A 26,077-nucleotide genomic window follows, 5' to 3' on the forward strand; every position below is an offset into this window, starting at 1 on the left:
AAACATGCCTGCCACTTTTACTGCGTCCGATGCCGTTGAACTTGCCGTTGTTGAACGCAGCGGTTTCATCGAGTCCCGCCATATCGGGTCCGCCGTGGTCATGGCCGCCGACGGAACCGTTGTCACCGCCCTGGGCGACATCACCACGCCCATCTTTCCGCGCTCCACGCTGAAGCCCTTCCAGGCCGTGGCCGCCATGCAGGCCGGGGTCCCCCTGCGCGGGCCGCAGGTGGCGCTGGCCGCCGCCAGCCACACCGGCTCCAAGGAACACACGGACGTAGTCAAGACGATGCTGGCCGCCGCCGGCGTCACCGAGGACCATCTGCAGTGCCCCGAAGACTGGCCGCAGGATGAGGCCGCCCGCCATGAGCTGATCCGTGCCGGCAAGGGCAAAAACAAGCTGGCCTTCAACTGCTCCGGCAAGCACGCCGCCTTCCTCTGGGCCTGCACCGAAAACAACTGGGACCACGCCACCTACCTGGACCCGCAGCATCCCCTCCAGCAGAGCATCGCCGGCGTGATCGAAGAATTCACCGGCGAAAGCGTCAGCCACTGGGGAACCGACGGCTGCGGTGCGCCCCTGGCCGCTGTTTCGCTCACCGGGCTGGCCCGCGGCATCGGCCGCCTGGCCAAGGCTCCGTCCGGAAAACACGGCAATGCCCGCGCCGCCACGGTGGCCACCGCCATGCTGGACTACCCCTGGGCCGTTCACGGCCACGGCCGTGAAAACACGGTGGTGATGGAGGACCTTGGCATCATTTCCAAGAACGGCGCCGAAGGCGTCCTGGTCCTGGGCACCGACACCGGTGTGTCAGTGGCGCTGAAGATGCTCGACGGCGACACCCGGGCCGCGTCCCTGGTGGGCCTGACCCTGCTGGCCGCCAGCGGTGCGGTGGATCCCGGCAAGATCAGCGCGGTGCTGGACAAGATTGTCCGTCCCGTTCTGGGCGGCGGCGCGCCCGTGGGCAGCATCCGTCTGGGCGCACCCGTGACGGCGCTGCTGGATTCCGCACTCCTGGATTCCTGAGCGGACCGGCTGAACAACTCATGGCACGACGACGGGTCCCCGCCACCGACGGCGAAGCTGCGCTGCGCGCTGCCCTCGCTGCCACTGCTGCAGGGACGAAACCGGACCGGAACACCCTGGCCACGGCCGTCCGCTATTCGTTGGAAGAGCTGGCGGAGCGCGCGCCGGGCAACAGCGTAGAGGTTCGGGTGCCGCCGTTCGGCGTCACCCAGTGCGTCGCCGGCCCCCGGCATACCCGCGGCACCCCGCCCAACGTGATCGAAACCGACGCGGCCACCTGGCTGGGTCTGGTCTCCGGGCAGCAGTCCTGGAATGAGTCCGTTCAGGCCGGAAAAGTGGCTGCGTCAGGGCTGCGGGCCAACCTGTCTGAGTGGCTGCCGCTCTTCCGTGCAGGCCAATAACCTCTACTGCCGGTAGAATTCTCGTATGGATTCCCAGCAGCACAGTCCCGAACGCCGCGAAATTACCGTCCGGCGTGCCCCCCGTTTCGTCCCCTTCCTCCTGTTGGGCGTGATCGCCGGCTTCATCGCGGCGCTGCTGGTCGCCTATATCGGCCCGGAAAATCCCACGTACACGCGGGAAGCCACCTTGGGCTTCTTCACCATCATGTTCGCGATTCCGGGTGTGTGCCTCGGCGCCCTGGTTGCCCTGCTCCTGGACTGGAACAGTGTCCGCAAAACCCGCCGTGCCGTCGTCGAACGGGACGAAGAGTAGTCCTGCTCCCAGCGGCCGTAATGGTTGCGCATGAAGGTCTGGCTTTGCCCGCGGCGTGAGAGACTAATCTCATGGCACGCGGTGATGGAAAGCTTTCCCACGATCTCATGCCCGGCGAAAAAGGTCCGCAGGATGCCTGCGGAGTTTTCGGCGTCTGGGCCCCCGGCGAAGAGGTAGCAAAACTTACCTATTACGGGCTCTACGCACTGCAGCACCGCGGACAGGAGTCCGCCGGCATAGCCACCAGTGACGGCTCAAGAATCAGCGTTTACAAGGACATGGGTTTGGTGTCCCAGGTCTTTGACGAGACGACTCTGAACACCCTGGGCGGTCACATCGCGGTGGGACACTGCCGCTACTCAACCACCGGTGCCTCGCACTGGGCCAACGCACAGCCCACTCTCGGCGCAACCGCCAGCGGCACAGTGGCGCTGGCCCATAACGGGAACCTGACCAACTCTGCTGAACTCTACGAAATGATCGTTGAGCGCGAGGGACGGCCCCGTTCCGGCGAGATCGCCCAGGGCAACACCTCGGACACGGCACTGGTCACGGCCCTGCTCAACGGTTCCGACGGCCGCTCGCTCGAGGAAACGGCCCTGGAACTGCTGCCCAAACTGCGCGGCGCGTTCTCCTTCGTGTTCATGGATGAAGGCACCCTTTATGCCGCCCGTGACACCTACGGGGTGCGCCCCCTGGTCCTCGGACGGCTGGACCGCGGCTGGGTCGTAGCCTCGGAAGGTTCCGCCCTGGCCACCGTGGGCGCCAGCTTCATCCGCGAAATCAAACCCGGTGAGTTCATTGCCATTGATGAGAACGGGATCCGCAGCAGCAGTTTCGGCGAGCCCACTCCCGCCGGCTGTGTCTTCGAATACGTCTATCTGGCCAGGCCCGACGCCGTCATCAACGGGCGCTCCGTGTATGAAAGCCGGGTGGAAATGGGCCGCCAGCTCGCCCGCGAGTACGCGGTCGAAGCGGATATTGTCATTCCCGTGCCTGAGTCCGGAACTCCCGCCGCCGTGGGTTATGCCGAAGAGTCCGGCATTCCGTTCGCCCATGGATTCGTCAAGAACTCCTATGTGGGACGCACTTTCATCCAGCCCAGCCAGACGCTGCGTCAGCTGGGCATCAAACTCAAGCTCAACGCGCTGGAATCGGTGATCCGGGGCAAGCGCGTGGTGGTGGTCGATGACAGCATTGTGCGCGGCAACACCCAGCGGGCCATTGTGCGGATGCTGCGCGAAGTCGGCGCCAAAGAGGTGCACGTCAAGATTTCCTCGCCGCCCGTCCAATGGCCCTGTTTCTACGGGATCGACTTCGCCTCCCGCGCAGAACTGATTGCCAACGGTGCGGCCGTGGAGGAAATCTGCACGTCCATCGGGGCCGACAGCCTGGCGTACATCTCCGAGGACGGCATGATCGGAGCCACCCAGCAGCCCCGCCAACGCTTGTGCACTGCCTGCTTCACCGGCGTGTATCCGATTGAGCTGCCGGCAGCGGACAAACTGGGCAAGTCCCTGCTGGAGTCCGAGGCGCCGGCCAACCCTGCGGACGCAGACAGCGCCAATGGCTGTGATCCCGGACCAGATTCAGACTTTGAGAACCTCCTCACCGAATCCGATAAGAAGGAAGCCGTATGAGCTCGTCCGACACCGCCATCACCTATGCCTCTGCGGGCGTGGACGTTGAAGCCGGAGACAAAGCCGTTGAACTGATGAAGGCAGCCGTGAAGGCTACCCACAATTCCTCCGTTCTGGGCGGGGTGGGCGGTTTTGCCGGACTCTACGACGTGTCCCGGCTCCTGACCTACAAGAAGCCCCTGCTGGCAACGTCCACCGACGGCGTGGGCACCAAGGTTGCCATTGCCCAGGCCATGGACATCCACGACACCATCGGTTTTGACCTGGTGGGCATGGTGGTTGATGACATTGTGGTGGTGGGCGCCGAACCGCTGTTCATGACCGATTACATTGCCTGCGGCAAGGTGGTTCCGGAACGTATCGCGGACATTGTCCGCGGCATTGCTGCGGCGTGCGAGGTGGCCGGCACCGCGCTGGTGGGCGGTGAAACCGCCGAGCACCCCGGGCTGCTGGGCGAACACGAGTACGACGTCGCCGGCGCAGCCACCGGTGTTGTGGAGGCCGCCAACCTGCTGGGCCCCGAACGCGTCCGCGACGGCGACGTGGTGATCGGCATGGCGTCCTCCGGGCTGCACTCCAACGGTTACTCTCTGGTCCGCAGTGTCATCAACCGTGCCGGCTGGCAGCTGGAGCGCCAGGTCAGCGAGTTCGGTCGGACACTGGGTGAAGAGCTCCTGGAACCCACCCGCGTCTATGCCGCTGACTGCCTGGATCTGGCCCGGCTGGAAACCGCAGGCGTCCACGGGTTCAGCCATGTCACCGGCGGCGGCCTCGCCGCCAACCTGGCACGCGTGCTGCCCAAGGGCCTCGAAGCGACGGTGGACCGCTCCACCTGGGAGCTGCCGCCCATCTTCAAGCTCGTGGGTGAGCTGGGCAATGTGCCGCAGTCCGATCTGGAACGCACCCTGAACCTCGGAGTGGGCATGGTGGCCATCGTGGACGCGGCAGGCGCGGATGCGGCTCTGGCCCGGCTGGCGGAGCGCGGCGTCCCCGCATGGGTCATGGGTACCGTAGGTGCCGCAGGCCCGGCGCAGGCAGGCCCGGACTACGTCCAGGGAGCCAAGGGCGTCGACGGCGGTGCCGTCCGGCTGGTGGGGAACTACGCAGGCTAACGGGCCGAACCCCCACCAGGACCCCAACACAAAGGGCGCTCATCGGCTTCGATGGGCGCCCTTTGTTGTGCCCCGTCCCGGGAGAGGAAAGGTCCTGCTGGGAACGGCAACGCGTCTTAACGGCCTTCAGCGGATCCACCCGGGGGTGATCCGCTGAAGGATAGCAATTGGCCGACGCTTTGAAGTGCCGCTTTAGCCGATGCGGCGGGAAGTACCTTCATCGTCGTCATCGTCGCCAAATTGATCCGCGTACTTGTCTTCGTACGCCGAGTAATCCGGCTCGGCCGGTTCCTCGGGATATCGACTCGATGGACGGCTCGTTGGTCCCGCAAGCTCACGCTGCAGTGCCGAGTAGTCCGTGGCCGGGGTGAAGTACTTCATTTCCCGGGCCTGCTTGGTTGCTTTTGCCTTTTGACGGCCGCGCCCCATGGCGTGACCCCCTTTTTGCGTCGATCCGGAGGTGGTCGCTCTGAGCAAGATGAGCGAGGCCCCGGAATATTTGGTCAATTTGTCGTAAGTACAGGTTACATGTTTTCGGGCCGCCTTGTGCCCCGCCTCGCCCGATGTGGCGCTCCAAGACCCCGGATTGTTCATGGCACCCAGCACCCCTCATCCTGCACGACCGCACCCACACTGGGTAAAGTCAGGGGTAGAGACAGATTTGGGGCCCTTTTCGGGCCGCCTATAGGGAGGACTGACGTTCACCATGAGCGATAAAAACAGCACGCCGGGGACAGATTCCCCTCCCGCTTCGGGAGCGTCCCCGATAAAGCCAACAGCGGAAGAGGCTGGGGCAGCGACCGCTGCATCACCCGGGCTGCCGGACCTTGAAGCCCATGCTGAGCCACCGCAGTGGCTGTCAGGGGACATCGGACACGACACCCGCGTTTGGTCCGCCGCGTTCGAAGGCACCGAAGCCGCACAGGACGACGGCGGCAGTACAGCCGCTGAACCCGCTGACGCAGAGCCTGACGCAATGATGAGTGAGGAACCGGAACTGACCAACCCGGACGATGTCACGCTGGCAGAGCCGTCCCTGGGCAGCCCGGACATCAGCTCCGATGCAGCCGACGCCGCCTCGCTCAACGATGCAACTGCAGAAGTTAAGGCAGTGGAGGCTGAAGCGGCGGATGCGGCTGTCCTCACCGATCCGGCTGCCAATCATCCTGCGGCGGTCAGCCACACCGCGGGAATAACGGCAGCGGCTCCCATGACTGGCACAGGGACCGCGGATGACACAGGGACCGCGGATGACGAATCCCCGAAGGAGGAGACTCCCCGCTCCGATGGCAACACGGATGGGACCTCCGGCAACGGCGAAGCTGCGGAGCCGCAGGCTGCTGCAGAGCCTGCGGACTCCCGGCGTTCCCGCCGCGGCACTGAGCCACGCGGCACCGCAGCATCATCCGAATCATCCGGGGAACCTTCCGGCAACGGAACAACCAAGCGCACCCTGCTCATCATTGGTGTGCTGGGGGTGCTCGCCGTCCTCGTGGTGCTGTTCTTCACCGTTATCCTGGGTTCGGAAAAGGAACCGGGGGTGCTGGAAGAGAACGTTGCACCCGTAGAACTGGATGCCGGAGCCTGCCTTGCCGATTTCGCCGGAGTCAACGAGCCCGTCACGGTGGTCACCTGCGAGACTCCGCACAATGCCCAGCTGGTCGCCGCAGCCACCTATCCGGACAGCGACGAGTTCCCCGGCACCGAGGCACTGTCGGAACGGGCCACTGAGATCTGCGCCCAGGTCCGCTACTCCGAGGCGTTGACCGAGTCCCCTGACCTGGAGCTTCAGGAGAACAAGGTCATCCCCACCCGCGAGTCGTGGGAAGACGGCGACCGCCGCATCGACTGCTTTGTGGTTTCCAGCGGAGAAGCGGACCTGACTGCCTCACTGCTCGCCGACTAGCTGCCCGAGGGCAGCCAGGCCGGCCGCTTAGGCGGCTTCCACCGTCAGACCCACCGGTTCCGTCACCAGCTCCTCGCCGTCCATGCTCACGTTTCCCTCCGGGCGGTCCACCAGCACGGTGTCTCCGTCACTGATCCTGCCGGCGAGGATGCCCCGCGCCAGCTTGTCGCCGATTTCGCGCTGCACCAGCCGGCGCAGCGGACGGGCGCCGTACGCCGGGTCATACCCGGTCAACGCCAGCCATTCGCGTGCCGCGTCGGTGACGTCCAGCACCAGACGGCGTTCATGCAGCCGCTTCGCCAGCGCCTGCACCTGGATGTCTACGATCTTGGACAGATCCTCCAGGCTCAGCGGATCGAACAGGATGACGTCGTCCAGCCGGTTCAGGAACTCCGGCTTGAAGTTCGCGTTGACCATGGACATAACCGACTCCCGCTTCTGATCTTCCGTCAGACCGGGATCCACCAGGAACTGGGACCCGAGGTTGGACGTCAGAATCAGAATGACGTTGCGGAAGTCCACGGTGCGGCCCTGACCGTCGGTGAGCCGGCCGTCGTCGAGCACCTGGAGCAGAATGTCAAAGACTTCCGGATGGGCCTTTTCCACCTCATCCAGCAGGATGACGGAGTACGGCCGGCGGCGCACCGCCTCAGTCAACTGGCCGCCCTCCTCGTACCCCACATATCCGGGAGGCGCTCCAACCAGGCGGGAAACCGCGTGCTTCTCCGAGTATTCGCTCATGTCAATGCGCACCATGGCACGCTCATCGTCGAAGAGGAACTCGGCGAGCGCTTTGGCGAGCTCGGTCTTGCCCACGCCGGTGGGTCCCAGGAAGAGGAAGGAACCGGTGGGCCGGTCCGGGTCGCTGACACCGGCGCGGGAACGGCGGACTGCGTCCGAGACGGCGCTCACTGCCTTGGTTTGGCCAATCAGGCGCGAACCGATGTTGGCCTCCATGTCCAAGAGCTTTTGTGATTCACCCTGAAGCATCCGGCCGGCCGGAACACCGGTCCAAGCGGAGACAACCTCGGCGATGTCGTCCGCCGTGACTTCCTCCGAGACCATCAGTTCATGGGTTTCCTCGCCGAATTTGCTTTCTTCCGCCTGCTGGGCAGCTTCCAGCTCCTTTTGCAGCGCGGGAATTTCACCGTAAAGAATCCTCGAAGCTTCCGTGAGGTCGCCGTCGCGCTGGAACTTCTCCGCCTCGCTGCGCAGTTCATCAATCTGGGCCTTCAGATCACCCACGCGGTTCAGGCCCGCTTTCTCCGCTTCCCAACGGGCGTTCAGGGCAGCCAGCTCTTCCTTCTTATTGGCCATGTCTTCGCGCAGGACCGCCAGCCGTTCCACCGAGGCTTCGTCCGTCTCGTTTGCCAGCGCCAGTTCCTCCATGGTCAACCGGTCCACGGCGCGGCGGAGTTCGTCGATTTCCTCCGGCGCGGAGTCAATCTCCATCCGCAGCCGGGAAGCGGCCTCGTCCACCAGGTCGATAGCCTTATCCGGAAGCTGGCGGCCCGTAATGTACCGGTTGGACAGCGTAGCCGCGGCCACCAGGGCAGCATCGGCGATGGCCACCTTATGGTGCGCCTCGTAGCGTTCCTTCAGGCCGCGCAAAATCCCGATGGTGTCCGGAACACTGGGCTCCCCCACGTAAACCTGCTGGAAGCGCCGCTCCAGCGCGGCGTCCTTTTCGATGTTTTCGCGGTATTCATCCAGTGTGGTGGCGCCAATCAGGCGCAGTTCCCCCCGCGCCAGCATGGGCTTGAGCATATTCCCGGCGTCCATGGAGCCTTCAGCGGCCCCGGCGCCCACCACGGTGTGCAGCTCGTCGATGAAGGTGACAATCTGGCCTTCGGCGTTGGAGATCTCCTCCAGCACGGCCTTAAAGCGCTCCTCGAACTCGCCGCGGTATTTGGCGCCGGCCACCATGGACCCCAGGTCCAGGGACAGGAGGGTTTTGCCGTTGAGGCTCTCCGGAACATCGCCTGCCACAATCCGCTGGGCAAGCCCCTCGACGACGGCGGTCTTACCCACGCCGGGTTCGCCGATCAGCACAGGGTTGTTCTTGGTGCGGCGGCTCAACACCTGGATAACGCGTCGGATTTCTGAATCCCGCCCGATGACCGGATCGAGTTTGCCGCTGCGGGCCATCTCGGTGAGGTCGGTGCTGAACTTCTCCAGCGCCTGGAAGGTGTTTTCCGGATCAGCATTGGTCACTTTTCGGTCTCCTCGTACAGATGGAAGGGCTGCCTTCAAAGCGTCGTGGCCGGCTCCGTTGTCCCGCAGTGCCTTGCCGGCCGCGCCGCTGTCCAGGGACAGTCCGAGCAGCAGATGCTCGGTGGACACGTACGCGTCGCCCAGCTGTTCGGCTTCCTGCTGAGCCGCAGTGATCACCTGCAGCATGGAACGCGAGAACTGCGGCTGTGCCACGGAGGAGCCCGAAGATGACGGCAGGGAGTGGATCGCGTTGGACGCTGCGGCGCTGACCGTATCAGCGCTCACGCCCGCTGCCTTCAGCAGGGCCACTGCAACCCCCTGACGCTGGTCCATCAGTGCTTTCAGGAGATGGGCAGGCTCGATTTGGGGGTTGCCCGCCGTGGCAGCGTTCATGGCAGCTGCCTGGAGCGCTTCTTGGCTCTTGTTGGTGAATTTGGTGTCCACTACGGGTTCCTTCCAAGCTCAAACTGGATTCCAGCTTCCGGAGCGAGTCCTAGAAAAGATCATCCCACCGGACGCAACAAAGTTGAGTCAATTCGACTCAACTTGAATTGTATAGGTTATCCACGGCGTTTGCACGACAATGAGGCACGGTTTGCGCGCACTTGGACCCAAAAATATCGAACGCAGTTTCCGGACTGCGCGAGCCCGTTCTAGGAGAGGCCGGGCACGGCTTCGTGCTCGTGGTCCCAGTCCTCTTTGGCCCGCTCCCACTGGGCGTTTCGCGCCTCGTACAGCCGCAGTTGCTCCCCCTCCAGCGAGGCCCAGCCAATCACTCCCATAGTTTCCTGGAATTCCTCCCCGCCGAGATGGCCGGTGAGGTGGTCCAGGAAGAATTCCCATCCCGGGCCCGCTGCCCATTCCCCGGAATCCGAGTTAATGAGGAAGAAGCCGCTGCGTACCGAGGCGTACTTCAGCTCCACATGCGTATATGAATCCTCTGCAGCCAAATGCACTTCCAGTTCGGCCGTTTGGCCGCCCGGACGGGTAAAGGAGACGGTCAGCAACCGGGGTGGATCGCACCGCAGGATAGCGCCCCTGGTCCCGTCGGGGAGCTCGTAGTTGCCTCCCCGTCGTAAATCTCCCTCGGGCCGTCCCACGTATTTCTCCAGGGCATCGGGGTCTGTCAGGGCCGCCCACACTTCCCCAATGGGATAGGGAATGATCCTGCCGACGACCATCATGAGCGCGTGGCCGGCTTGGATTTGCCGCTTGCCAAAAGTGCGTTCGGTGGGTGCAGCCGAGGCATACGGTTCAGGCATAGCTTCCACTCCTCTGTAGAACAACCGGCTGGGAACTCCGGCTCTTCCAGCGGCCGGCGGCGCCCGGGGTGCCACTGGGAGGAATCGCTGAAGCGGGTATGCGACAGGGCCGCGGAGGGCCGGTTTTCCACGACGGTAGCAGGGAAAATCTACGCTGCACAGAGTTCGCGGCTTCATTGAATGACAGTACGCCTGTGACTAAAACCATAGAAATGGAGGCCCGCAGCAGGCATTTGACAGGTTCGGATTGTCCCCCCTTGCCGCACCGAAGCCCAGCTGCCGTACGCCCTTTCCGAGGAAAATGCCGGAGGCTGCACTGCCGGGCTGTGCAGGATGGTTGGCTGCCGGAGCATGCCAAAACTCCATTGAAACCCGAAGGATTTGCCCCCATGAGCAAACTTGCGGAACCGGAGATATCGGAGACCGCTGGACCGGGAACCCGAGTCAATAAGACGGTCTTCATCGGTTCAGCTACCGGAATCCTGGCCATTGCCCTGTGGGCCATGCTTGCCACTGACAACGCCGAGACGGTCATCGGGTCCATGGTCGGCTGGGTTTCAACGAACATGGGTTGGTACTACTTCCTGGTCGTCACCCTCGTGGTGGTTTTTGTGCTGGTCACGGCACTGACCCGGGTGGGCAAGACCAAGTTGGGTCCGGACCACTCCAAACCGCAGTTCGGACTCTTCACCTCGGCGTGTGTCTTATGTCTTTGACCGCCCCCGGGCACGGGTACCCTGACCGGATGGGGAAAAACCGCGCACTCACAACCGTCCTGGCTGTTTCGGCTCTCACGCTGACGCTGATGTCCTGCTCCAGCGAGAAGCCGTCGCCCGATGATGCCGCCGCAGCGCTGGCGGAAGGCCTCAGCAACGCTGATGTGTCGGCGTCCTCCTTCACCGCGGGTACGCCAGCCCAGGTGAACACCGAACTGGAGACGCTGCTGGCCGGCATGGGCCCGGTCCGTCCCGCCGTCACCGTGGCCGGGATCGATGAAGACGCGGAGAACGACGACGCCGCCGCCGTCCGCCTGGCCTACGCCTGGGATGTGAACATGGACTCGGCTCCGGACTGGTCCTATGAAAGCACCGCCCAGCTGCGACGCGGCGAAGATGACGCCTGGCAGGTCCAGTGGGCCCCCTCCGTGCTCTTTGAGTCCCTCGCCGACGGCGACCGGCTGGTCCGCACCACATCTCCCGGACTGCGCGCCGACATTCTGGACCGCAACGGCCAGCCCCTGATGGGCTCCCGCCCCGTGCTCCGGATCGGGATCAACAAGCCGGACATTCCGGAGGACCGCCAGGCGGCCTCCGCCACTGCGCTGGCCGAACTCGCAGGTTTGGATCCGGCAGGCTACGCGGCCCAGGTGGCGGCGTCCGGCCCCGAGGCCTTTGTCGAAGCCATCGTGCAGCGCCAAGAGGCGGACGGCCCCGTAACTCCGGAAGCCCTCGCCGGCATTCCGGGCGCGCTGTCAATCCCCGACTCGCGGGTGCTTGCCCCCACCAGGACCTTTGCCCGCGCACTGCTCGGCACGGTGGGCGAGGCCACTGCAGAGCTGATCGAGGAATCCGAGGGCCGTCTTTCCACCGGCAACCAGACCGGACTCTCCGGACTGCAGCAGCAATATGACGAGCAGCTGCAGGGCACCCCCGGCGTGGCGGTCACCCTTGAGAACACGTCAGGCAACAACATCGTCTTCAGCATCAATTCCGAGGACGGCACGGCTCTGCAAACCACCCTCGATCCCCGGCTGCAGTCCCTCGCTGAGGGGATCCTGGAAGACGAGCCGTCGGCGTCGGCCATTGTCGCCATCCAGCCCTCAACCGGAGACGTCCTCACCGTGGCCAACGGGCCCGGCAGCGAGGGACAGCAGACTGCGCTTCTGGGCCAGTATCCGCCCGGCTCAACGTTCAAGATTGCCACCTCGCTGGCCCTGCTGCGGCAGGGAGTCACGCCCGACAGTTCGCTCTCCTGCCCGGCGGAACTCAGCGTTGACGGCCGCAAATTCAACAATGCGGGCAGCTATCCGGCGGCCTTTGTCGGGGAGATTCCCCTGCGGGATGCTTTTGCGCAGTCCTGCAACACCGCCTTCATCAATACCCGGGACACGGTGCCGCAGGACGCGCTGGCCTCCGCCGCACAGGATCTGGGCATCGGGGTTTCCGCTTCCATGGGCGTACCCGCGTTCTTCGGTTCCGTCCCGGAAGAAGCCGATGGAACGGCACACGCAGCGTCCATGATCGGTCAAGGCGAAGTCCTCGTCTCTCCGCTGGCTCTGGCCGTTGCCGCCGCATCCGTGGGCAAGGGCGAACGGGTGACTCCGCTGCTGGTTACCCCCGGTCCCGAGGCAGAAACAACGGGCGCAGAGTCAGGATCGTCGTCAGCACCGGCTTCACCGTCCCCTTCCCCGGCGCCCACAGGCGCCGGCGGCGCCGGAGCATTCACAGCGGCAGAGGCTGCTTCGCTGCGCGACATGATGCGCGGCGTTGTCACCGACGGAGGCGCCAACATGCTGGTGGACGTCCCGGGAGAACCGGTGCTGGCCAAGACCGGTACGGCGGAATTCGGCAGCGAGACCCCGCCGCGCACGCATGCCTGGGTGGTGGCCGTGCAGGGTGACCTGGCTGTGGCGGTGTTTGTGGCCGAAGGCGAACTGGGCTCCACCTCGGGCGGCCCGCTGATGAAGGCTTTCCTGGACGGTGCCGCCGGCCAGCCTTAGCCCCGGTACTGCCCGCCGCGGGGAGGTCCGTACTGCCCTCCGGGTCCGTAGCCTCCGCCGGGCCCGTAAACACCGTACGGTTCAGCCGAGCCATACGGCATGATGCCGGGACGCCCGGTGGGAACAATGACTTTCCCCAGCGGCATCAGCGAGATCGGCACCATCTTCAGGTTCGCAATGCCCAGCGGAATGCCGATGATGCTGATGAACATCGGTATGGCCGTCATGATGTGCCCGGCGGCGATCCACACCCCTGCCACCACCAGCCAAATGACGTTGCCCACCGTGGACAGCAGCCCGGGTGCGCCGCCGCGGTCCACTATGGTGCGGCCAAAGGGCCAGAAGGCGTAAGACGCGATCCGGAAAGACGCGATGCCGAACGGGATGGTCACGATCAGCAGGCAGCACACGATACCGGCCAGCACATATCCCAGCGCCAGCCAGATGCCGCCGAACAGGAGCCAGATGAGGTTCAGGATGAGGTTCATCGTCTCATTGTGGTGCACCGTGGCCTGCAGCACCATGTCCCGGACGCCCGTTCATTGTGGTCGGTGCCCGTACAACTAGACTGGAGGAATGTTGCCAATCAAAGATGATGCCGGGACACCTGCTGACAAGCCCGTGGAACTGACCGCCAACCAGTGCTGGGATTACATCCGCCAGGCTCCGATCGGCCGGCTGGCCGTCATTGCCGACGAGCACCCCGAGATTTTCCCGATCAACTTCGTCGTGGACCGGGGATCCGTTGTCTTCCGGACCGCCGAAGGCACCAAGCTTCGGGCAGCCCTGGAAGGCGCTGCAGTGACTTTCGAGGTTGACGGTTACGATGACCGGCTTGGTTTCGCCTGGAGCGTTGTCCTGAAGGGCTCGGCAGCCCAGCTGGAGTCCATCGAGGAGGTCCTCGCCTCAGAGGAGCTTCCCCTGTTCCCCTGGCAGGCCGGGGAGAAGAACCACTTCATGCGGATTGAGCCGGCGGAGACCAGCGGCCGCAGTTTCCAAATCAACAGCGCAGCCCGCAGGCATTACCTGCGCGACGCCAAGCCGCAGCCTTCCGTCGAGTAAATGAGCCGAGTAAGGACACCGTGACCAGCACAGTGAATGCTGCCTCCCCGATCATCCGGTTCCCTGAACTTCCCTCGGTTCCCTGGGGAAAGAACAACGGCCGGGTCAAGGAAATCGCATCAGGAACAGGATGGCGCCTCAGCGTTGCCTCCATCGACAAGCCCGGTGCCTTCACGGCCTTTCCTGGAATGGACCGGATTACGGTTCCGGTGGAGGGTGAACTGCTGGTCCTCACCGTGGACGGCGCCGAACACGGGATGGAGAAGTTCCGCCCGTTCCGCTATTCCGGAGACTCCGCAGTGGAGGCTGCCCTGCCCACCGGGCCTGTCACGGTGCTCAACACGCTTGCGGACCGCACCACCACCGGCGCCGCGGTGATGGTGGCCGAATTGTCCAAGAAGAATCCGCAGACGCTTGGATCCGGCCAGTTCCTGGTCCTGCTGCACGGCAGCGCCACGGTTACCGCGGACGGTGGTACAGCAACAGCAATTGAGCCGCTGGACACCGTGGTCGGTGCCGATGAACGCCCGTCAGTGCTGGGACGCGGATTCGCCGCCGTCGTGTCCTTCTACGATTTGGACTAACCCGGAACGCACCAGCGAACACAGAAAAGGCGCCTGCCCCCAAAGGGAACAGGCGCCTTTTGCGCTTTAGTGCTGAACCCTAGCGGGAACGGCGCTCATTCGACGCCGGAGCCGTGGCGCGGCGGGGGCCGCCGCCTCGTGCGGGACGGCCGGCACCGGAGGGTGCCTGCGCACGCGATCCGGAAGCCGAACGGCCTGCGCCTGCCGGAGCAACATCACCGGCGCGCTGGCCGGTGGCCGGACGGCGGTTGCGGCCCTGCGCGGTGGACGCAGCAGCAGCGCCGCGGCGTCCGTCCTGCGACCGCTGGGCACGGGGAGCATCGGGAGTGAAATCGTTGCGGTCACGCTCGCTGCGTTCACTGCGTTCAGCCGAGACACGTCCGCGTCCGCCGGATCCGCCCCGGCCGCCGGCACGGGGTGCGGTGGTGGAACGGGCGGCGCGCTTGCGCTGGGCATTGGCGCCGGTGGACCGGCCGCCGCCCTGCTGCGGAGACTTCGATGCCAGTTGGGCGGCGCGCACATGCGGCTCCACAACAGCGGCTCGGTCACCGATCAGCTTGGCGATGGACGGAGAATTGTGCGAAACCTTTTCGATGGAGACGTCAACGCCCGCAGCCTTCATCAGCTTGGACACTTCACTCTTCTGTTCCGGCAGCGTCAGCGTGACAACGGTTCCGGACGAACCGGCGCGTGCCGTACGGCCTGAACGGTGCAGGTACGCCTTGTGCTCCGTGGGGGGATCAATGTGGACTACCAGTTCCACGTCATCCACGTGCACGCCGCGGGCTGCGACGTCGGTGGCAACCAGCACGCGCACGTCACCGGAGGAGAATTCCGCCAGGTTCCGGTCGCGGGCATTCTGGGACAGGTTGCCGTGCAGGTCAACGGTGGGAATTCCGCTGTCCGTCAGGAACTTGGCCATCTTCCGGGCGTGATGCTTGGTGCGCATGAACATGATGCGGCGGCCCGAGCCGGAAGCCAGTTCCTTGACGAGCAGCTTCTTGGCCGTCTGGTCCTGAACCAGCAGCACGTGGTGCTCCATGGTGGACACCGCTGCCTGCGGCTCGTCCACCGAGTGGGTCAGCGGGTTGGACAGGTAACGGCGGACGAGCTTGTCCACGCCGTTGTCCAGCGTGGCGGAGAACAGCATCCGCTGCCCCTTTTCGGGGGTGCGGTCCAGCAGCCGCTGGACTACCGGCAGGAATCCGAGATCAGCCATGTGGTCGGCTTCATCGAGCACAGTGATTTCAATGGATTCCAGGCTGATGACCTTCTGCTTCATGAGGTCTTCAAGCCGGCCGGGGCAGGCAATGACAATGTCAACGCCAGCCTTGAGTGCCTTTTCCTGGCGCTGCTGGGAAACGCCGCCGTAAATAACGGTGGTGGTTAGGCCCAGTTCCTTGGCGAGCGGCTCAATCACGTTGTTGATCTGCGTGGCCAGTTCGCGGGTGGGTGCCAGGACCAGGCCCAGCGGGCGGTTCGGCTTGCGGCGGTAGGCCGCTTCAGCCTCAGCCAGCCGGGTGACCAGCGGAAGTGAGAAAGCGAGGGTCTTACCGGAGCCGGTGCGGCCCCGGCCGAGCACGTCGCGGCCCTTGAGGGTATCGGGAAGGGTTTCAACCTGAATCGGGAATGCTTCGTCAATTCCTGAAGCGGAGAGGGAGGAAACCAGAGCCTTGGGTACACCAAGGGCAGCAAAAGTAGTCATTAAAAGACAAGCAACTTTCGGTAAGTGGCCCCAAAGCCGTATGGCACCGGGGTTCGCCGAAGAAAAGTCAGACAGTGTCCAGTGGCTCGGCCTTATGTGACCGGCGGGACAAAAGAAAGCGTTCATCGACGCAGGTTGCGCTGCTTACACACGCGGCTTTTAGGCGCGGCAGTCACAACAACTTCGTCCAGTTTACCGGTTTGTGCCCAGTTTCCTAATCGCCGCCCGCACGGAGGGTCCTGGAACTGTCCGGGGAGAGGCATTTGTGGACAGTTTCATGCCTGCAAACACGCCGCGGCGCAGCCGATAACATTAACAGTAATGACTACTGAACCAGCCCTGCCCGACACCGGATCCCTGAACGCTGAACGTCCGGCGGACGCAAGCACGCCGGACGAGACTTCAGACCCCCGGCACTTCCGCTCGCCGGTGTCCTTTGTCCGGCGCGGTTCCCGCCTCCAGGGCCGCCGCCAGCAGGCCTGGGATGAACTGTCGGACCGGTTTGTCATTGACGTTCCGCGTGCGGAAGCGGATACCTCAGTGGATCCCGCTTACGTGTTCGACGCCGCCGCCGAGTTTGGACGCACCGCTCCCCTGGTGGTGGAAATCGGTTCCGGCCTGGGTGAAGCCGTGACTCATGCGGCTGAACAGAATCCGGACAAGGATTACCTCGCCGTGGAGGTCTACCTTCCCGGCCTGGCCCAGACCCTGCAGCGCATCGGCCAAAAAGAGCTCACCAACGTCCGCGTGGTCCAAGCCAATGCTCCCGAGGTCCTGACCACTATGCTTCCCGCCGGTTCCGTGGATGAAGTCTGGGTGTTCTTCCCCGATCCCTGGCACAAGACCCGCCATCACAAGCGCCGCATGGTCAAGGATGAATTTGCCGAGCTGGTCGCCCGCGTCCTGGTGCCGGGCGGTATCTGGCGCCTGGCCACCGACTGGTCCGACTACGCCGTGCAGATGCGTGAAGTCCTCGACGCGTCCGCCCGGTTTGTGAACCTGCACGACGGCGAGCAGGCCGGCGAGGACAGCCCGCTGACGCGCGTAAACCGCGAAGGCCTGGAAAAGAAGGCTCCGGTGGACGACGTCGACACCCGGGGAGGGTGGGCGCCGCGGTTTGCGGGACGCACCCTGACCAGCTTCGAGAACAAGGCGCACCAAGCCGGCCGCCTGATCTTCGACCTGACCTACCGCAAGGCCTGATTCCCATGACTGAACCCAATGATGCCCGCGTCGGCCTCTACATCGACTTCGACAACATCGTCATTTCCCGCTATCAGCAGCTGCACGGCCGCAATGCCTTCCAGCGCGACGGCATCCGCAATTTCGACAAGTTCAGCCGTGACGCCGACCCCGATATCGCAGCGAAACTGACCTCCGCCACGGTCGATTTCAACGCCATCATCGACTTCGCTGCGTCCTTTGGCACACTGGTGGTCAACCGTGCGTACGCCGACTGGTCGGTGCCCGTCAATGCCAGTTACCAGCGCCAGCTGATGTCCCGGGCCGTGGACCTCACCCAGCTGTTCACCACCACCACCCGCGGCACCAAGAACGGCGCGGACATCCGTCTTGCCGTGGATGTGGTGGAAGATCTCTTCCGGCTGCCGGACCTCACCCACGTTATTATCGTCGCCGGAGATTCGGACTACATTGCGCTCGCGCAGAAGTCGAAGCGCCTGGGCCGGTTCGTCGTGGGCATCGGCGTTGCCGGATCCACCAGCACCTCGCTGGCCGCCGCCTGTGACGAATTCGAAGACTACGATTCGCTGCCGGGCATCAATAAGGCCGCAGCGCCGGAGCGCGTCGACAAGGACCGGGTGCCCGAACCGGCGCAGGCCCAGCTGGATCCCGCCCCCGGCAAGGTCCACCAGCTCACCACGATCCCCATGTTCTCCGATGCCGGGGACACCCAGTTCAGTGATGAGCCGGAAATACACGAGGACATCGACCCGCAGACCATTGCCACCGAACTCCTCATCCGCGCCCTGCAGATCGGCCACGCGAAGGGCGACTCCGACGAGTGGCTCAACTCCGGGACCATCAAGAACCAGATGCGCCGGATGGACCCCTCCTTCAACGAGAAGCCGCTCGGTTACCGGTCCTTCACCGACTTCCTCGCATCCCACAGCGACTTGGTGGAACTGGAGGAAAGCGGCCCGCAGCGCCTCATCCGCCTGCGCCCGGACGCCGGGAACGCCGCAAGCTAGTTTCGCGCGGCGTCTGGCACAAGGGGTGGGCGGTCCGGTTTGCCAGGGCGGCAAAAGGACTTTGCCGCCTGCGTATTCCCGGTGCATGCTTCAGTAATGGAACATGGAAACCATCACGCTGCCTCCGAGACGGTTGAGTCCGGCAACGTCACCCCGCAGACACCTGAGGAAACCAGCGACTTCTGGGACCGGCGCTACTCCGAAAGGCCCGCTCTGTGGAGCGGGCAACCCAACGCCGCTCTGGTGAGCGAAGTCCGCGGGCTGAAGCCCGGAAGGGTTCTGGACGTAGGTTGCGGTGAAGGTGCTGACGCGGTGTGGCTGGCGGAGCAGGGTTGGGATGTCACGGCACTGGAGGTTTCCAACGTGGCGCTGGACCGGGCAGCCCGGCAGGCCGACCAGCGGGGCGTGACCGTGCACTGGCTGCACTCCGGCTTGGTGGAGGCCGCTCTCCCGCCCGCTTCCTTCGACCTGGTATCCGCCCAGTATCCGGCGTTGCTGCGCACCGACTCGAACGCAGCCGAACGTGCTTTGCTTCGTGCCGTGGCCCCCGGGGGCGTTCTCCTTCTGGTGCACCATCAGCTGCCCGCCGACGGGGACGCAGGGCCACACAGCGCCGCACTCCGGGACTACGTGGGACTCGCCGATGTGGCAGCCATGCTGGACGAGAACTGGCAGATTGAGGTGGACGAGATCCGGCCCCGGAACGTTTCCGCCGGTGCAGGTGCCCACCACACCGAGGATGTTGTCCTACGGGCGCGCCGCCTGCGCTGATCGCTGTCTGTGTTCTTAATTGGCCGTCTGCGCTCTTAGTTGTCTGCTGTCTTAATTGTTTTCGCGAACCTCTTGCCGCAGACCAGTTTGCGGCGCAAACTACTTTGCAACCGGTAACATTCGCTTCCCGCAACTTGAGCGGAGCACTCCATGGCAAAGAAACCAGTCGGCCTGCGGGGCGGCAGCGGCCTCGAAGGCAACACCGTCCCAAACGCTGCCGTTCCCGACCAGCCCCTTGACCTCGCATCCGCCCTGCGCATTGTCGACGACGCCGAACGGTCCGTCCGGCGGCAACTGACCGGGAATGCCGCTCTGATCTACCTGCTGTGGGCGCTGGCCTGGCCGCAGCCACCATCGCCACGGTCATCCTGTCGGTCCGCGGCGCCCGGGGACTTCGAGGCCCCACTTCTTTCCAAGCCGGCATGTACGGCGCCTCTTGGGCCCTGGGATTCCTCATCATGGGCATCCTCAGTGTCCTCATTGGCCGGGCAGTGGACGATTTCTGGGTCCGGGGCATGCTGATCAACTCCGTTGCCGTGTTGATCGTGGGCCTGCTTTACGTCACGGGCGGCACCACCTTCAATGATCAGCGTCAGTGCTACCTCGGACTATGGCTGCTGGTGGTGACCATCGCTGCCCTCCTCTCCGGCCCCAACCACTTCCTGGCTGTGTTCCTGTACCTGGGATCAGCAGGGCTCCTGGCGGGGTCCGTCACCGAGTACCTCGCAACACGGCGCCGTCGCCCCGCTGCGGTGAACCATGCCTGAGCTTGATCCGGTGATCCACGCCGAAGCACGGCTACGGGCGCTGACCATGCTCAACGAGGTGGGTGAGAGCAACCGCATCGCTTTTACCAAGCTGCGGGCAATGCTGGACATGACGGCAGGAAACCTGTCCACCCACCTGCGAAAGCTCGAAGATGCGGGCTACATCGTGGTCACCAAGACCATAGAAGGCCGTTCCCCCATCACGTATCTGGGGATCAGTCCGGAGGGAAAGTTGGCTTACGCCCAGTACCGGACAGCCCTTCAGGATCTGCTGGCCACACCGCAACTATCGGAGGCACCGTGACTTCCAATCCCAGTTCAGCCATCCGGCCGGCCAGCCTCGCCGGCACGTCCGACGTGCTGGCGGCTGCCAGGGGCGTCACCAAAAGCTACGCCGGCAAACCCGCCCTCAGCGGCGTCAGCCTGGACCTCCGGGCAGGGGAAGCCCTGGGATTGCTCGGCCCCAACGGAGCGGGAAAGTCCACCCTCCTGAATCTGCTGTGCGGAATCCGCACTCCGGACGCAGGAACGGTGGAACTCTTTGGCCGCAATCCCCGGGAGCCCGCCGCGCGGCGGCAACTGGGGACTACGCCTCAGGCAACGTCCGTGCCGCCCACTCTGCGGGTCCGGGAAACTGTGGACTTTGTTGCTGCCCACTACGAGCATCCGGTGCCGAGAACCCGGCTGCTCAGGGATTTCGGGCTCACGCATATCGCAGACAAACAGTGCGGCGGGCTCTCCGGCGGGCAGCAGCGGAGGCTGCTGGTGGCACTTGCGCTGGTGGGAAGGCCCCGGCTGGTCATCCTTGACGAGCCGACCACCGGCCTGGATGTTGAAGCGCGCGAAAACCTCTGGGAGCGTCTGGGCCAGTACCGCAGGGACGGCGGCACGCTGCTGGTGACCAGCCACTACTTGGAGGAGATTCAGGCCCTCTCGGGGCGGGTGGCGGTTCTGAACAACGGGGAGGTTGTTGCCGACGGAACCGTGGACCAGGTCCGCAGCCGGGTCTCCGTCAGCAGAGTCTTTTTCCGTACCCACCTTCCGCCGTCGTTGTTCGAGTCCTTACCCGAAAGCGCGGGAGTCACCGCTGGCGGGGACAACGTCGTGACGGTGCTGAGCCGGGACTCGGATGCGACCGTCCGGCGCCTGGTCCGCGACAACATTCCGTTTTCCGGGCTCGAGGTCCACACGGCCAGCCTCGAAGAGGCGTTCCTGTCTCTGACCCACCTATCTGCCGGCCCCGAGACAAGAGCCCGGGAGGAGAAGCTATGAGTACCGCAACGCTGGTCCGCGCGCACACCAAGGCACAGGTTCTTGAGCAGCTGCGCATTCCGATTTCCGTCATTTCGTCGACGCTGTTCCCCACGCTGGCACTGGTGTTTTTCGTCCTCCCGCAGCAGGCGGTGACTTCCAATCCCGTGGCCTCGCTCATCGCCGTCGCGCAGCTGGCGCTCTTTGGGGTGATGAGTTCATTCCTGTTCAATTACGGCATTGGCGTCGCGGAGGACCGTGCCAATCCGTGGAGCAGCTATGTACGGACGCTGCCCGCCGGCGCCGTACCGCCCACTGCGGCCCGTGCACTAACCGCCATGTTGTTTGCCTTCTTTTCCCTGATCCCGGTGATGCTCGTGGGCATGTTCACCACTTCGGCACTGGAGGCCTTCACAACGGGGGCGCTGTCCTGGTGGCGGGTGCCGGCGGCCATGCTGGTATGGCTGGTATGCGGCCTGCCGTTCCTGTTCCTGGGCCTGCTGATCGGTTACCTCTGCACTTCCAAGGTAGCCATCGCCGTCACGCAGGTGGTGTTTTTTCCGCTGGCCTTCGGCGGGGGGCTGATGCTTCCTCCGGACTTGTTCAGTCCGGGACTCAACGCGCTGTCCCTGTTCCTGCCTACCCGGGCTGCCCGCGATCTGGCGGTGACCGTCTTCGCCGGGCAGCCGCTAAGTCCGTCCGCCATCCCCTGCCTCGTCGCCTGGACGCTGGTGCTGGGAACACTGGCGGTGTGGGCGAACCGCCGCGACCAGGGCCGGCGGTTCCGCTGAGGGCGGCCGGACAAAGCAGTCAGAGAGACTGAACGTAACCGCCGTCGTAGTCCACGGCGTCCTGCTGCTTCCCGGCCGGAAGGGCCCGCAGCTTGCCGCGGCGCTGCACCAGCGAAGCGAGGCTGAGCTGTGTAGCGAAAGGCCGCGAAGCGGGCGGCCGCTGCCCACGGGTCAGGGTCACGACGTCGCCGGCCAGTCCGGCAGCAAACACCCGGCTGCGGTCCGGGGTGCGCTGCTGGATGGAGTCCAGCTCCGCGGAAAGTTCATCGATGCGGGCGCGCAGCCCGGACACCTGGTTTTCCAGCTGCATGATGCGCTTGATGCCCTCCAGGGACACGCCCTCCTGGGAAAGCCGCTGAACCTCACGAAGCATGTCGATGTCATGCTGTGAATACCGCCGGGACCTTCCGGGAGCGCGGCTCGGGCAAACAATGCCCAGCCGGTCATACTGCCGCAGGGTTTGCGGATGCATATCCGCCAACTCCGCAGCAACGGAGATCACAAAGATGGGCGCGTTCACGTCTATGCCCATTGTTCCTCCTTGACAGCTGTTGACGTTAGTAACCATAGCCCGGTTCCGTTTCCGGAGCACCGGAAACCGAACCGTGTTTTGCGGCTACAACCTGGCCTTGGAGGCCAGGCCGGCGCGCGGATCCTCGCCCTTTGTAGCCTCGGCGAAGGCCTCCACTGCGGCCTTGGCTTCCTTGTTGAGATGCGAAGGGACGGCGACGTCGATGGTTACCAACAGGTCCCCGTTGCCCTTGGACGTTTGAACGCCCCGGCCCTTGACCCGGAGGGTGCGCCCGGAGGGGGTGCCGGCAGGCACCTTGAGCTTCACTTTCTCAGCAGTCAGCGTGGGAACTTCGATCGTGGCACCCAATGCAGCTTCGGGGAAGCTGACCGGCACATGGATGCGGATATTGTTTCCGTCGCGGACAAAGAAGTCGTGAGGGGTGACGTTCACGGTGACCATCAGATCGCCGTTTCCGGCGGCACCCGGCTGGCCCTTGCCGCGGACGCGGATCTTCTGGCCGTCCTTGACCCCGGCGGGAACACGGACTTCCACCACTTCGCCGCTTGGCTCGCGCAACCCAATGACGGTGCCGTTGATGGAGCCTGCGAAGGAGATAGTGGTGCTCGCCGTGCGGTCCGCACCCTTCTGCGGCTGCGCTGAGCCGAACCCGCCGCCAAACCCTCCGCCGCCAAACAGGTCGGCGAATTCCGGGGGAATGTTACTGCCGCCGGTGCTGTAGCTGGTGCGGCGGCTACCGCCGGGACGTGCACCCTGGCCAAAGAGCCCGCCAAAGAGATCCTCGAAGCCTGCGCCTCCCGCGGGACCTGCGCCGCCGGGACCGCCCGCCGAGAAGCGTGCTCCGCTGCCCATGGCACGGATCGCGTCATACTGCTGGCGTTCCTCGGGGTCGGAGAGAACCGAATACGCTTCGGAGAGATCCTTGAACATCCGCTCGGCTGACGGATCATCCTGGTTCTGGTCCGGATGGTACTTGCGCGCCAGCTTCCGATAGGCCTTCTTGATATCGGCTTCCGACGCGTCCTTGGGGACACCCAGAATCTTATAAAAATCCTTATCGACCCAATCCTGACTAGCCAATTGGCGTCCCCTTCCTCAATTTACTGCTCCTGCCCACACCCCGCGGGTTGCGGACCGGACGTGCACTGCTGGAAAAAAGGTGCCCAGGGCCGCCGTGAGACGGCCCCGGGCACCCCTGCCTACTGCTCCGGAACGGAGACGATAACCTGTGCCGCCCGCAGGACCCGGTCATTGGACTTGTAACCGGCCCGCAGAATCTGCGTCACTGTATCGAACTGGACGTCCGGGCTTTGCTGCTGGATCAGGGCTTCATGGATGTTGGGGTCAAATTCGACCCCCACCTCGTCAATCCGTCCCAGGCCGTACGTCTTCAGCGAATTTTCCAGCTTGTTGGCGATGGAGGCAAAAGGCCCCTCCGCCAAGTCGCCGTGCTGGCGTGCGGCGTCGATGTCATCCAGGACGGGCATCAGGGAGTTCAGCACTCCAATGACGGCCATTTCCCGGGCGACGTCGCGGTCCCGCTCTACCCGCTTGCGGTAGTTGACGTATTCCGCCTGCAACCGCAGCAGGTCGTTGCGCAGTTCCGCAGCTTCCGGTGATCCCGCGGCAGAGGGTTCCGGGGGAACATCGGCGCTGTTGAGGATCTGCTCGGCCTGAGCCAGAGCATCGCCTTCGGCACCGTTGTCTGCAGCGGGAGCCTCACCGGAGGCCGCAGCTTCGGACTCCGCCGGCGATGTGCCGGCGGGATCCTGCTCGTCGCCGTTGTGCTTCTCGTTGTTTGCTTCAGTCATGATTACTTCTTGTCTTCGTCGTCGACAACCTCTGCGTCAACGATGTCTTCGTCACCTGCGGAGGATCCGCCGGCTGCACCTGCATCACCGGCGCCGGCGCCGCCTGCGGCACCTTCAGACTGTGCCTGAGCGTAGATGGCTTCGCCCAGCTTGGTCTGCGAGGTCTGCAGCTTCTCGAACGCCGACTTCACTTCGTCGTCGTTCTCGGTGCCTTCGAGAGCCTTCTTCAGTGCGTCAACGTCGCCCTTGACCTCGGTCTTGACGTCTTCGGGCAGCTTGTCATCGTTGTCCGTGAGGAGCTTGTCCACGGAGTAGGCCAGCTGCTCGGCGGAGTTGCGGACGTCGGCTGCCTCGCGGCGCTTCTTGTCCTCCGCTGCGTGCTCTTCGGCTTCGCGGACCATCCGGTCGATGTCTTCCTTGGAGAGGGAAGAACCACCCGTGATGGTCATGGACTGCTCCGCGCCGGTGCCCTTGTCCTTGGCGGACACGTGCACAATGCCGTTGGCATCGATGTCGAAGGTGACCTCAACCTGCGGGACGCCGCGCGGAGCCGGAGCGATACCGGTCAGCTCGAACGTACCCAGCGGCTTGTTGTCGCGGGTGAACTCGCGCTCACCCTGGAAGACCTGGATGGCCACGGACGGCTGGTTGTCATCCGCCGTGGTGAAGGTCTCGCTGCGCTTGGTGGGGATGGCCGTGTTGCGCTCGATCAGCTTGGTCATCACACCGCCCTTGGTTTCAATGCCCAGGGACAGCGGGGTGACGTCGATCAGCAGAACGTCCTTGCGCTCACCCTTCAGGACACCGGCCTGCAGTGCGGCACCTACGGCCACAACCTCATCCGGGTTCACGCCCTTGTTCGGCTCCTGGCCGCCGGCCAGTTCCTTCACGAGGTCGGTGACGGCCGGCATGCGGGTGGAACCGCCGACGAGGATGATGTGGTCAATGTCGGAAACCTTGATGCCGGCTTCGGAGATGACGTCCTTGAACGGCTTCTTGGTGCGGTCCAGCAGATCCTTGGTCAGGTCCTGGAACTTGGCACGGGAGAGGTGCTCGTCCAGGTGGACCGGTCCCTCGGGCGTCACTGAGAGGTACTGCAGGGAGATGTTGGTGGAGGTGGCCGAGGAGAGTTCCTTCTTGGCCTGCTCCGCAGCTTCCTTCAGACGCTGGAGGGCAATCTTGTCCTTGGACAGGTCAGCACCCTTGGCCTTGGCCTGGCTCAGCAGGTAGTCAACGATGCGCTGGTCCCAGTCATCGCCGCCGAGTCGGTTGTCACCGGCGGTGGCGCGCACCTGGATGGTGGAGAAGTCATCTTCATCCTTGCCAACTTCCAGCAGGGAAACGTCGAACGTTCCGCCGCCGAGGTCGAAGACCAGGATGAGCTCATCTTCCTTGCCCTTGTCCAGGCCGTAGGCCAGAGCGGCCGCGGTGGGCTCGTTGACGATGCGCAGCACGTTCAGGCCGGCAATCTCGCCGGCTTCCTTGGTGGCCTGGCGCTCGGCGTCGTTGAAGTACGCAGGAACGGTGATCACGGCGTCCGTGACCTTCTCACCCAGGTACGACTCGGCGTCGGACTTCAGCTTCTGGAGGATGCGGGCGGAGATTTCCTGGGCGGTGTACTTCTTGCCGTCAACGTCCACGCTCCAGTCGGTGCCCATGTGGCGCTTGACGGAGGAGATGGTGCGGTCAATGTTGTTGACGGCCTGGCGCTTGGCGATCTCGCCTACGAGGACCTCTCCGGACTTGGCGAAAGCAACTACGGACGGCGTGGTGCGGCCACCCTCTGCATTGGCGATAACGGTGGGCTCGCCACCTTCAAGGACGGAGACAACCGAGTTGGTGGTTCCAAGGTCAATACCTACTGCACGTGACATTTGCTTCCTCTTTCCGTGGAAAACGACGCCGTCGAGGGGCCTGAGCCTCCGCAACGCGTCTTGAGCGTTCTGCACTCAACTTTACTCACGCTCCGATCTTTGTCAATAAAGTTGAGTCTGATCGA

The 26,077-nt window shown here is 64.3% G+C and carries 24 protein-coding genes and 2 pseudogenes; 17 read left to right on the plus strand and 9 right to left on the minus strand.

The annotated features are described in order from the left end of the window. The first annotated feature begins 4 nt into the window (after positions 1 to 4). From CXR00_RS03555 to purM, 5 genes are all read left to right on the plus strand, one after another. The gene (locus CXR00_RS03555; RefSeq protein WP_104053119.1) at positions 5 to 1,027 is read left to right on the plus strand and encodes an asparaginase; all 1,023 of its coding nucleotides are present in this window, start codon (positions 5 to 7) and stop codon (positions 1,025 to 1,027) included. A gap of 20 nt (positions 1,028 to 1,047) precedes the next feature. Further along, positions 1,048 to 1,428: a sterol carrier family protein gene (locus CXR00_RS03560; RefSeq protein ID WP_104053120.1), complete on the plus strand. Its 381-nt coding sequence runs from the start codon at positions 1,048 to 1,050 to the stop codon at positions 1,426 to 1,428. A 25-nt stretch (positions 1,429 to 1,453) separates the two neighbouring features. After that, positions 1,454 to 1,741: a hypothetical protein gene (locus CXR00_RS03565; RefSeq protein WP_104053121.1), complete on the plus strand. Its 288-nt coding sequence runs from the start codon at positions 1,454 to 1,456 to the stop codon at positions 1,739 to 1,741. 71 nt (positions 1,742 to 1,812) lie between these two features. Next, a complete protein-coding gene (purF, locus tag CXR00_RS03570) occupies positions 1,813 to 3,381 on the plus strand; it encodes an amidophosphoribosyltransferase (RefSeq protein ID WP_104053122.1) in 1,569 nt (522 codons plus the stop codon). Beyond that, positions 3,378 to 4,493 (plus strand): phosphoribosylformylglycinamidine cyclo-ligase, encoded by a 1,116-nt coding sequence (gene purM, locus CXR00_RS03575; protein ID WP_104053123.1) that lies wholly within the window; start codon positions 3,378 to 3,380, stop codon positions 4,491 to 4,493. Before purF ends, purM begins: the two co-directional genes overlap by 4 nt. A 192-nt stretch (positions 4,494 to 4,685) precedes the next feature. On the opposite strand, the gene CXR00_RS03580 is transcribed toward purM, so the two are convergent. After that, positions 4,686 to 4,922, minus strand: a complete 237-nt coding sequence (locus tag CXR00_RS03580; protein WP_104053710.1) for a DUF3073 domain-containing protein — start codon at positions 4,920 to 4,922, stop codon at positions 4,686 to 4,688. Between the two features lie 277 nt (positions 4,923 to 5,199). Between CXR00_RS03580 and CXR00_RS03585 the strand changes: the two genes are divergently transcribed. Further along, entirely contained in the window at positions 5,200 to 6,399 is a 1,200-nt protein-coding gene (locus tag CXR00_RS03585; protein WP_104053124.1) for a septum formation family protein, read from the plus strand. A 27-nt stretch (positions 6,400 to 6,426) separates the two neighbouring features. Here CXR00_RS03585 and clpB read toward each other — a convergent pair whose 3' ends face one another. Both clpB and CXR00_RS03595 read right to left on the minus strand, forming a co-directional pair. After that, a complete protein-coding gene (gene clpB / locus CXR00_RS03590; protein WP_104053125.1) occupies positions 6,427 to 9,057 on the minus strand; it encodes an ATP-dependent chaperone ClpB in 2,631 nt (876 codons plus the stop codon). A 209-nt stretch (positions 9,058 to 9,266) separates the two neighbouring features. Next, entirely contained in the window at positions 9,267 to 9,875 is a 609-nt protein-coding gene (locus tag CXR00_RS03595; RefSeq protein ID WP_181032214.1) for an SRPBCC domain-containing protein, read from the minus strand. 389 nt (positions 9,876 to 10,264) lie between these two features. Between CXR00_RS03595 and CXR00_RS03600 the strand changes: the two genes are divergently transcribed. Both CXR00_RS03600 and CXR00_RS03605 read left to right on the plus strand, forming a co-directional pair. Further along, on the plus strand, positions 10,265 to 10,591 hold the full coding sequence (locus CXR00_RS03600) for a BCCT family transporter (protein ID WP_258060258.1): 327 nt from the start codon (positions 10,265 to 10,267) through the stop codon (positions 10,589 to 10,591). A gap of 29 nt (positions 10,592 to 10,620) precedes the next feature. Beyond that, positions 10,621 to 12,594, plus strand: coding sequence for a penicillin-binding transpeptidase domain-containing protein (locus CXR00_RS03605; protein WP_104053127.1), 1,974 nt, complete (start codon positions 10,621 to 10,623; stop codon positions 12,592 to 12,594). 116 nt (positions 12,595 to 12,710) lie between these two features. Here CXR00_RS03605 and CXR00_RS03610 read toward each other — a convergent pair. Next, positions 12,711 to 13,082 (minus strand): annotated as a pseudogene (locus CXR00_RS03610) (YccF domain-containing protein); the annotation flags it as partial. An 88-nt stretch (positions 13,083 to 13,170) separates the two neighbouring features. On the opposite strand from CXR00_RS03610, the gene CXR00_RS03615 reads away from it, so the two are divergent. Continuing rightward, positions 13,171 to 13,656, plus strand: a complete 486-nt coding sequence (locus CXR00_RS03615) for a pyridoxamine 5'-phosphate oxidase family protein (RefSeq protein ID WP_104053128.1) — start codon at positions 13,171 to 13,173, stop codon at positions 13,654 to 13,656. Positions 13,657 to 13,676: 20 nt separating this feature from the next. After that, positions 13,677 to 14,240, plus strand: coding sequence for a HutD family protein (locus tag CXR00_RS03620; protein WP_104053129.1), 564 nt, complete (start codon positions 13,677 to 13,679; stop codon positions 14,238 to 14,240). Positions 14,241 to 14,319: 79 nt separating this feature from the next. Here CXR00_RS03620 and CXR00_RS03625 read toward each other — a convergent pair whose 3' ends face one another. After that, on the minus strand, positions 14,320 to 15,945 hold the full coding sequence (locus CXR00_RS03625) for a DEAD/DEAH box helicase (protein ID WP_104053130.1): 1,626 nt from the start codon (positions 15,943 to 15,945) through the stop codon (positions 14,320 to 14,322). Between the two features lie 321 nt (positions 15,946 to 16,266). Between CXR00_RS03625 and trmB the strand changes: the two genes are divergently transcribed. The 7 genes from trmB (at position 16,267) to CXR00_RS03660 (ending at position 21,735) form a co-directional block, all read left to right on the plus strand. After that, positions 16,267 to 17,148, plus strand: coding sequence for a tRNA (guanosine(46)-N7)-methyltransferase TrmB (gene trmB, locus CXR00_RS03630; RefSeq protein ID WP_104053131.1), 882 nt, complete (start codon positions 16,267 to 16,269; stop codon positions 17,146 to 17,148). 5 nt (positions 17,149 to 17,153) lie between these two features. Next, a complete protein-coding gene (locus tag CXR00_RS03635) occupies positions 17,154 to 18,155 on the plus strand; it encodes an NYN domain-containing protein (RefSeq protein ID WP_104053132.1) in 1,002 nt (333 codons plus the stop codon). 96 nt (positions 18,156 to 18,251) lie between these two features. Then, on the plus strand, positions 18,252 to 18,926 hold the full coding sequence (locus tag CXR00_RS03640; protein ID WP_104053133.1) for a bifunctional 2-polyprenyl-6-hydroxyphenol methylase/3-demethylubiquinol 3-O-methyltransferase UbiG: 675 nt from the start codon (positions 18,252 to 18,254) through the stop codon (positions 18,924 to 18,926). 326 nt (positions 18,927 to 19,252) lie between these two features. Further along, entirely contained in the window at positions 19,253 to 19,693 is a 441-nt protein-coding gene (locus CXR00_RS03645) for a hypothetical protein (RefSeq protein WP_104053134.1), read from the plus strand. Further along, complete coding sequence (locus CXR00_RS03650; protein ID WP_104053135.1) at positions 19,686 to 19,997, plus strand: transcriptional regulator; 312 nt, start codon at positions 19,686 to 19,688, stop codon at positions 19,995 to 19,997. Before CXR00_RS03645 ends, CXR00_RS03650 begins: the two co-directional genes overlap by 8 nt. Next, entirely contained in the window at positions 19,994 to 20,965 is a 972-nt protein-coding gene (locus tag CXR00_RS03655; protein WP_104053136.1) for an ABC transporter ATP-binding protein, read from the plus strand. Before CXR00_RS03650 ends, CXR00_RS03655 begins: the two co-directional genes overlap by 4 nt. Then, entirely contained in the window at positions 20,962 to 21,735 is a 774-nt protein-coding gene (locus CXR00_RS03660) for an ABC transporter (protein WP_104053137.1), read from the plus strand. Before CXR00_RS03655 ends, CXR00_RS03660 begins: the two co-directional genes overlap by 4 nt. Positions 21,736 to 21,883: 148 nt before the next feature. Here CXR00_RS03660 and CXR00_RS18490 read toward each other — a convergent pair. The 4 genes and pseudogenes from CXR00_RS18490 to dnaK all read right to left on the minus strand — a co-directional run. Further along, a pseudogene (locus CXR00_RS18490) lies at positions 21,884 to 22,267 on the minus strand (helix-turn-helix transcriptional regulator); the annotation flags it as partial. A gap of 84 nt (positions 22,268 to 22,351) precedes the next feature. Beyond that, positions 22,352 to 23,347, minus strand: a complete 996-nt coding sequence (locus CXR00_RS03670) for a DnaJ C-terminal domain-containing protein (RefSeq protein ID WP_104053139.1) — start codon at positions 23,345 to 23,347, stop codon at positions 22,352 to 22,354. Between the two features lie 119 nt (positions 23,348 to 23,466). Then, a complete protein-coding gene (locus CXR00_RS03675; RefSeq protein WP_104053140.1) occupies positions 23,467 to 24,078 on the minus strand; it encodes a nucleotide exchange factor GrpE in 612 nt (203 codons plus the stop codon). 2 nt (positions 24,079 to 24,080) lie between these two features. Continuing rightward, positions 24,081 to 25,952: a molecular chaperone DnaK gene (dnaK, locus tag CXR00_RS03680; protein WP_104053141.1), complete on the minus strand. Its 1,872-nt coding sequence runs from the start codon at positions 25,950 to 25,952 to the stop codon at positions 24,081 to 24,083. Positions 25,953 to 26,077: the final 125 nt, after the last annotated feature.

The organism is Arthrobacter sp. 9E16, from assembly GCF_002929435.1.
GTDB classification, from domain to species: Bacteria; Actinomycetota; Actinomycetes; order Actinomycetales; family Micrococcaceae; genus Arthrobacter_B; species Arthrobacter_B sunyaminii.

Bases quoted from the DNA above. Each gene is read 5' to 3' on its own strand.
- CXR00_RS03555 (WP_104053119.1), top strand. From the start codon at position 5: ATGCCTGCCACTTTTACTGCGTCCGATGCCGTTGAACTTGCCGTTGTT.
- CXR00_RS03560 (WP_104053120.1), top strand. From the start codon at position 1,048: ATGGCACGACGACGGGTCCCCGCCACCGACGGCGAAGCTGCGCTGCGC.
- CXR00_RS03565 (WP_104053121.1), top strand. From the start codon at position 1,454: ATGGATTCCCAGCAGCACAGTCCCGAACGCCGCGAAATTACCGTCCGG.
- purF (WP_104053122.1), top strand. From the start codon at position 1,813: ATGGCACGCGGTGATGGAAAGCTTTCCCACGATCTCATGCCCGGCGAA.
- purM (WP_104053123.1), top strand. From the start codon at position 3,378: ATGAGCTCGTCCGACACCGCCATCACCTATGCCTCTGCGGGCGTGGAC.
- CXR00_RS03580 (WP_104053710.1), bottom strand. From the start codon at position 4,922: ATGGGGCGCGGCCGTCAAAAGGCAAAAGCAACCAAGCAGGCCCGGGAA.
- CXR00_RS03585 (WP_104053124.1), top strand. From the start codon at position 5,200: ATGAGCGATAAAAACAGCACGCCGGGGACAGATTCCCCTCCCGCTTCG.
- CXR00_RS03595 (WP_181032214.1), bottom strand. From the start codon at position 9,875: ATGCCTGAACCGTATGCCTCGGCTGCACCCACCGAACGCACTTTTGGC.
- CXR00_RS03600 (WP_258060258.1), top strand. From the start codon at position 10,265: ATGAGCAAACTTGCGGAACCGGAGATATCGGAGACCGCTGGACCGGGA.
- CXR00_RS03605 (WP_104053127.1), top strand. From the start codon at position 10,621: ATGGGGAAAAACCGCGCACTCACAACCGTCCTGGCTGTTTCGGCTCTC.
- CXR00_RS03615 (WP_104053128.1), top strand. From the start codon at position 13,171: ATGTTGCCAATCAAAGATGATGCCGGGACACCTGCTGACAAGCCCGTG.
- CXR00_RS03625 (WP_104053130.1), bottom strand. From the start codon at position 15,945: ATGACTACTTTTGCTGCCCTTGGTGTACCCAAGGCTCTGGTTTCCTCC.
- trmB (WP_104053131.1), top strand. From the start codon at position 16,267: ATGACTACTGAACCAGCCCTGCCCGACACCGGATCCCTGAACGCTGAA.
- CXR00_RS03635 (WP_104053132.1), top strand. From the start codon at position 17,154: ATGACTGAACCCAATGATGCCCGCGTCGGCCTCTACATCGACTTCGAC.
- CXR00_RS03640 (WP_104053133.1), top strand. From the start codon at position 18,252: ATGGAACATGGAAACCATCACGCTGCCTCCGAGACGGTTGAGTCCGGC.
- CXR00_RS03650 (WP_104053135.1), top strand. From the start codon at position 19,686: ATGCCTGAGCTTGATCCGGTGATCCACGCCGAAGCACGGCTACGGGCG.
- CXR00_RS03660 (WP_104053137.1), top strand. From the start codon at position 20,962: ATGAGTACCGCAACGCTGGTCCGCGCGCACACCAAGGCACAGGTTCTT.
- CXR00_RS03675 (WP_104053140.1), bottom strand. From the start codon at position 24,078: ATGACTGAAGCAAACAACGAGAAGCACAACGGCGACGAGCAGGATCCC.
- dnaK (WP_104053141.1), bottom strand. From the start codon at position 25,952: ATGTCACGTGCAGTAGGTATTGACCTTGGAACCACCAACTCGGTTGTC.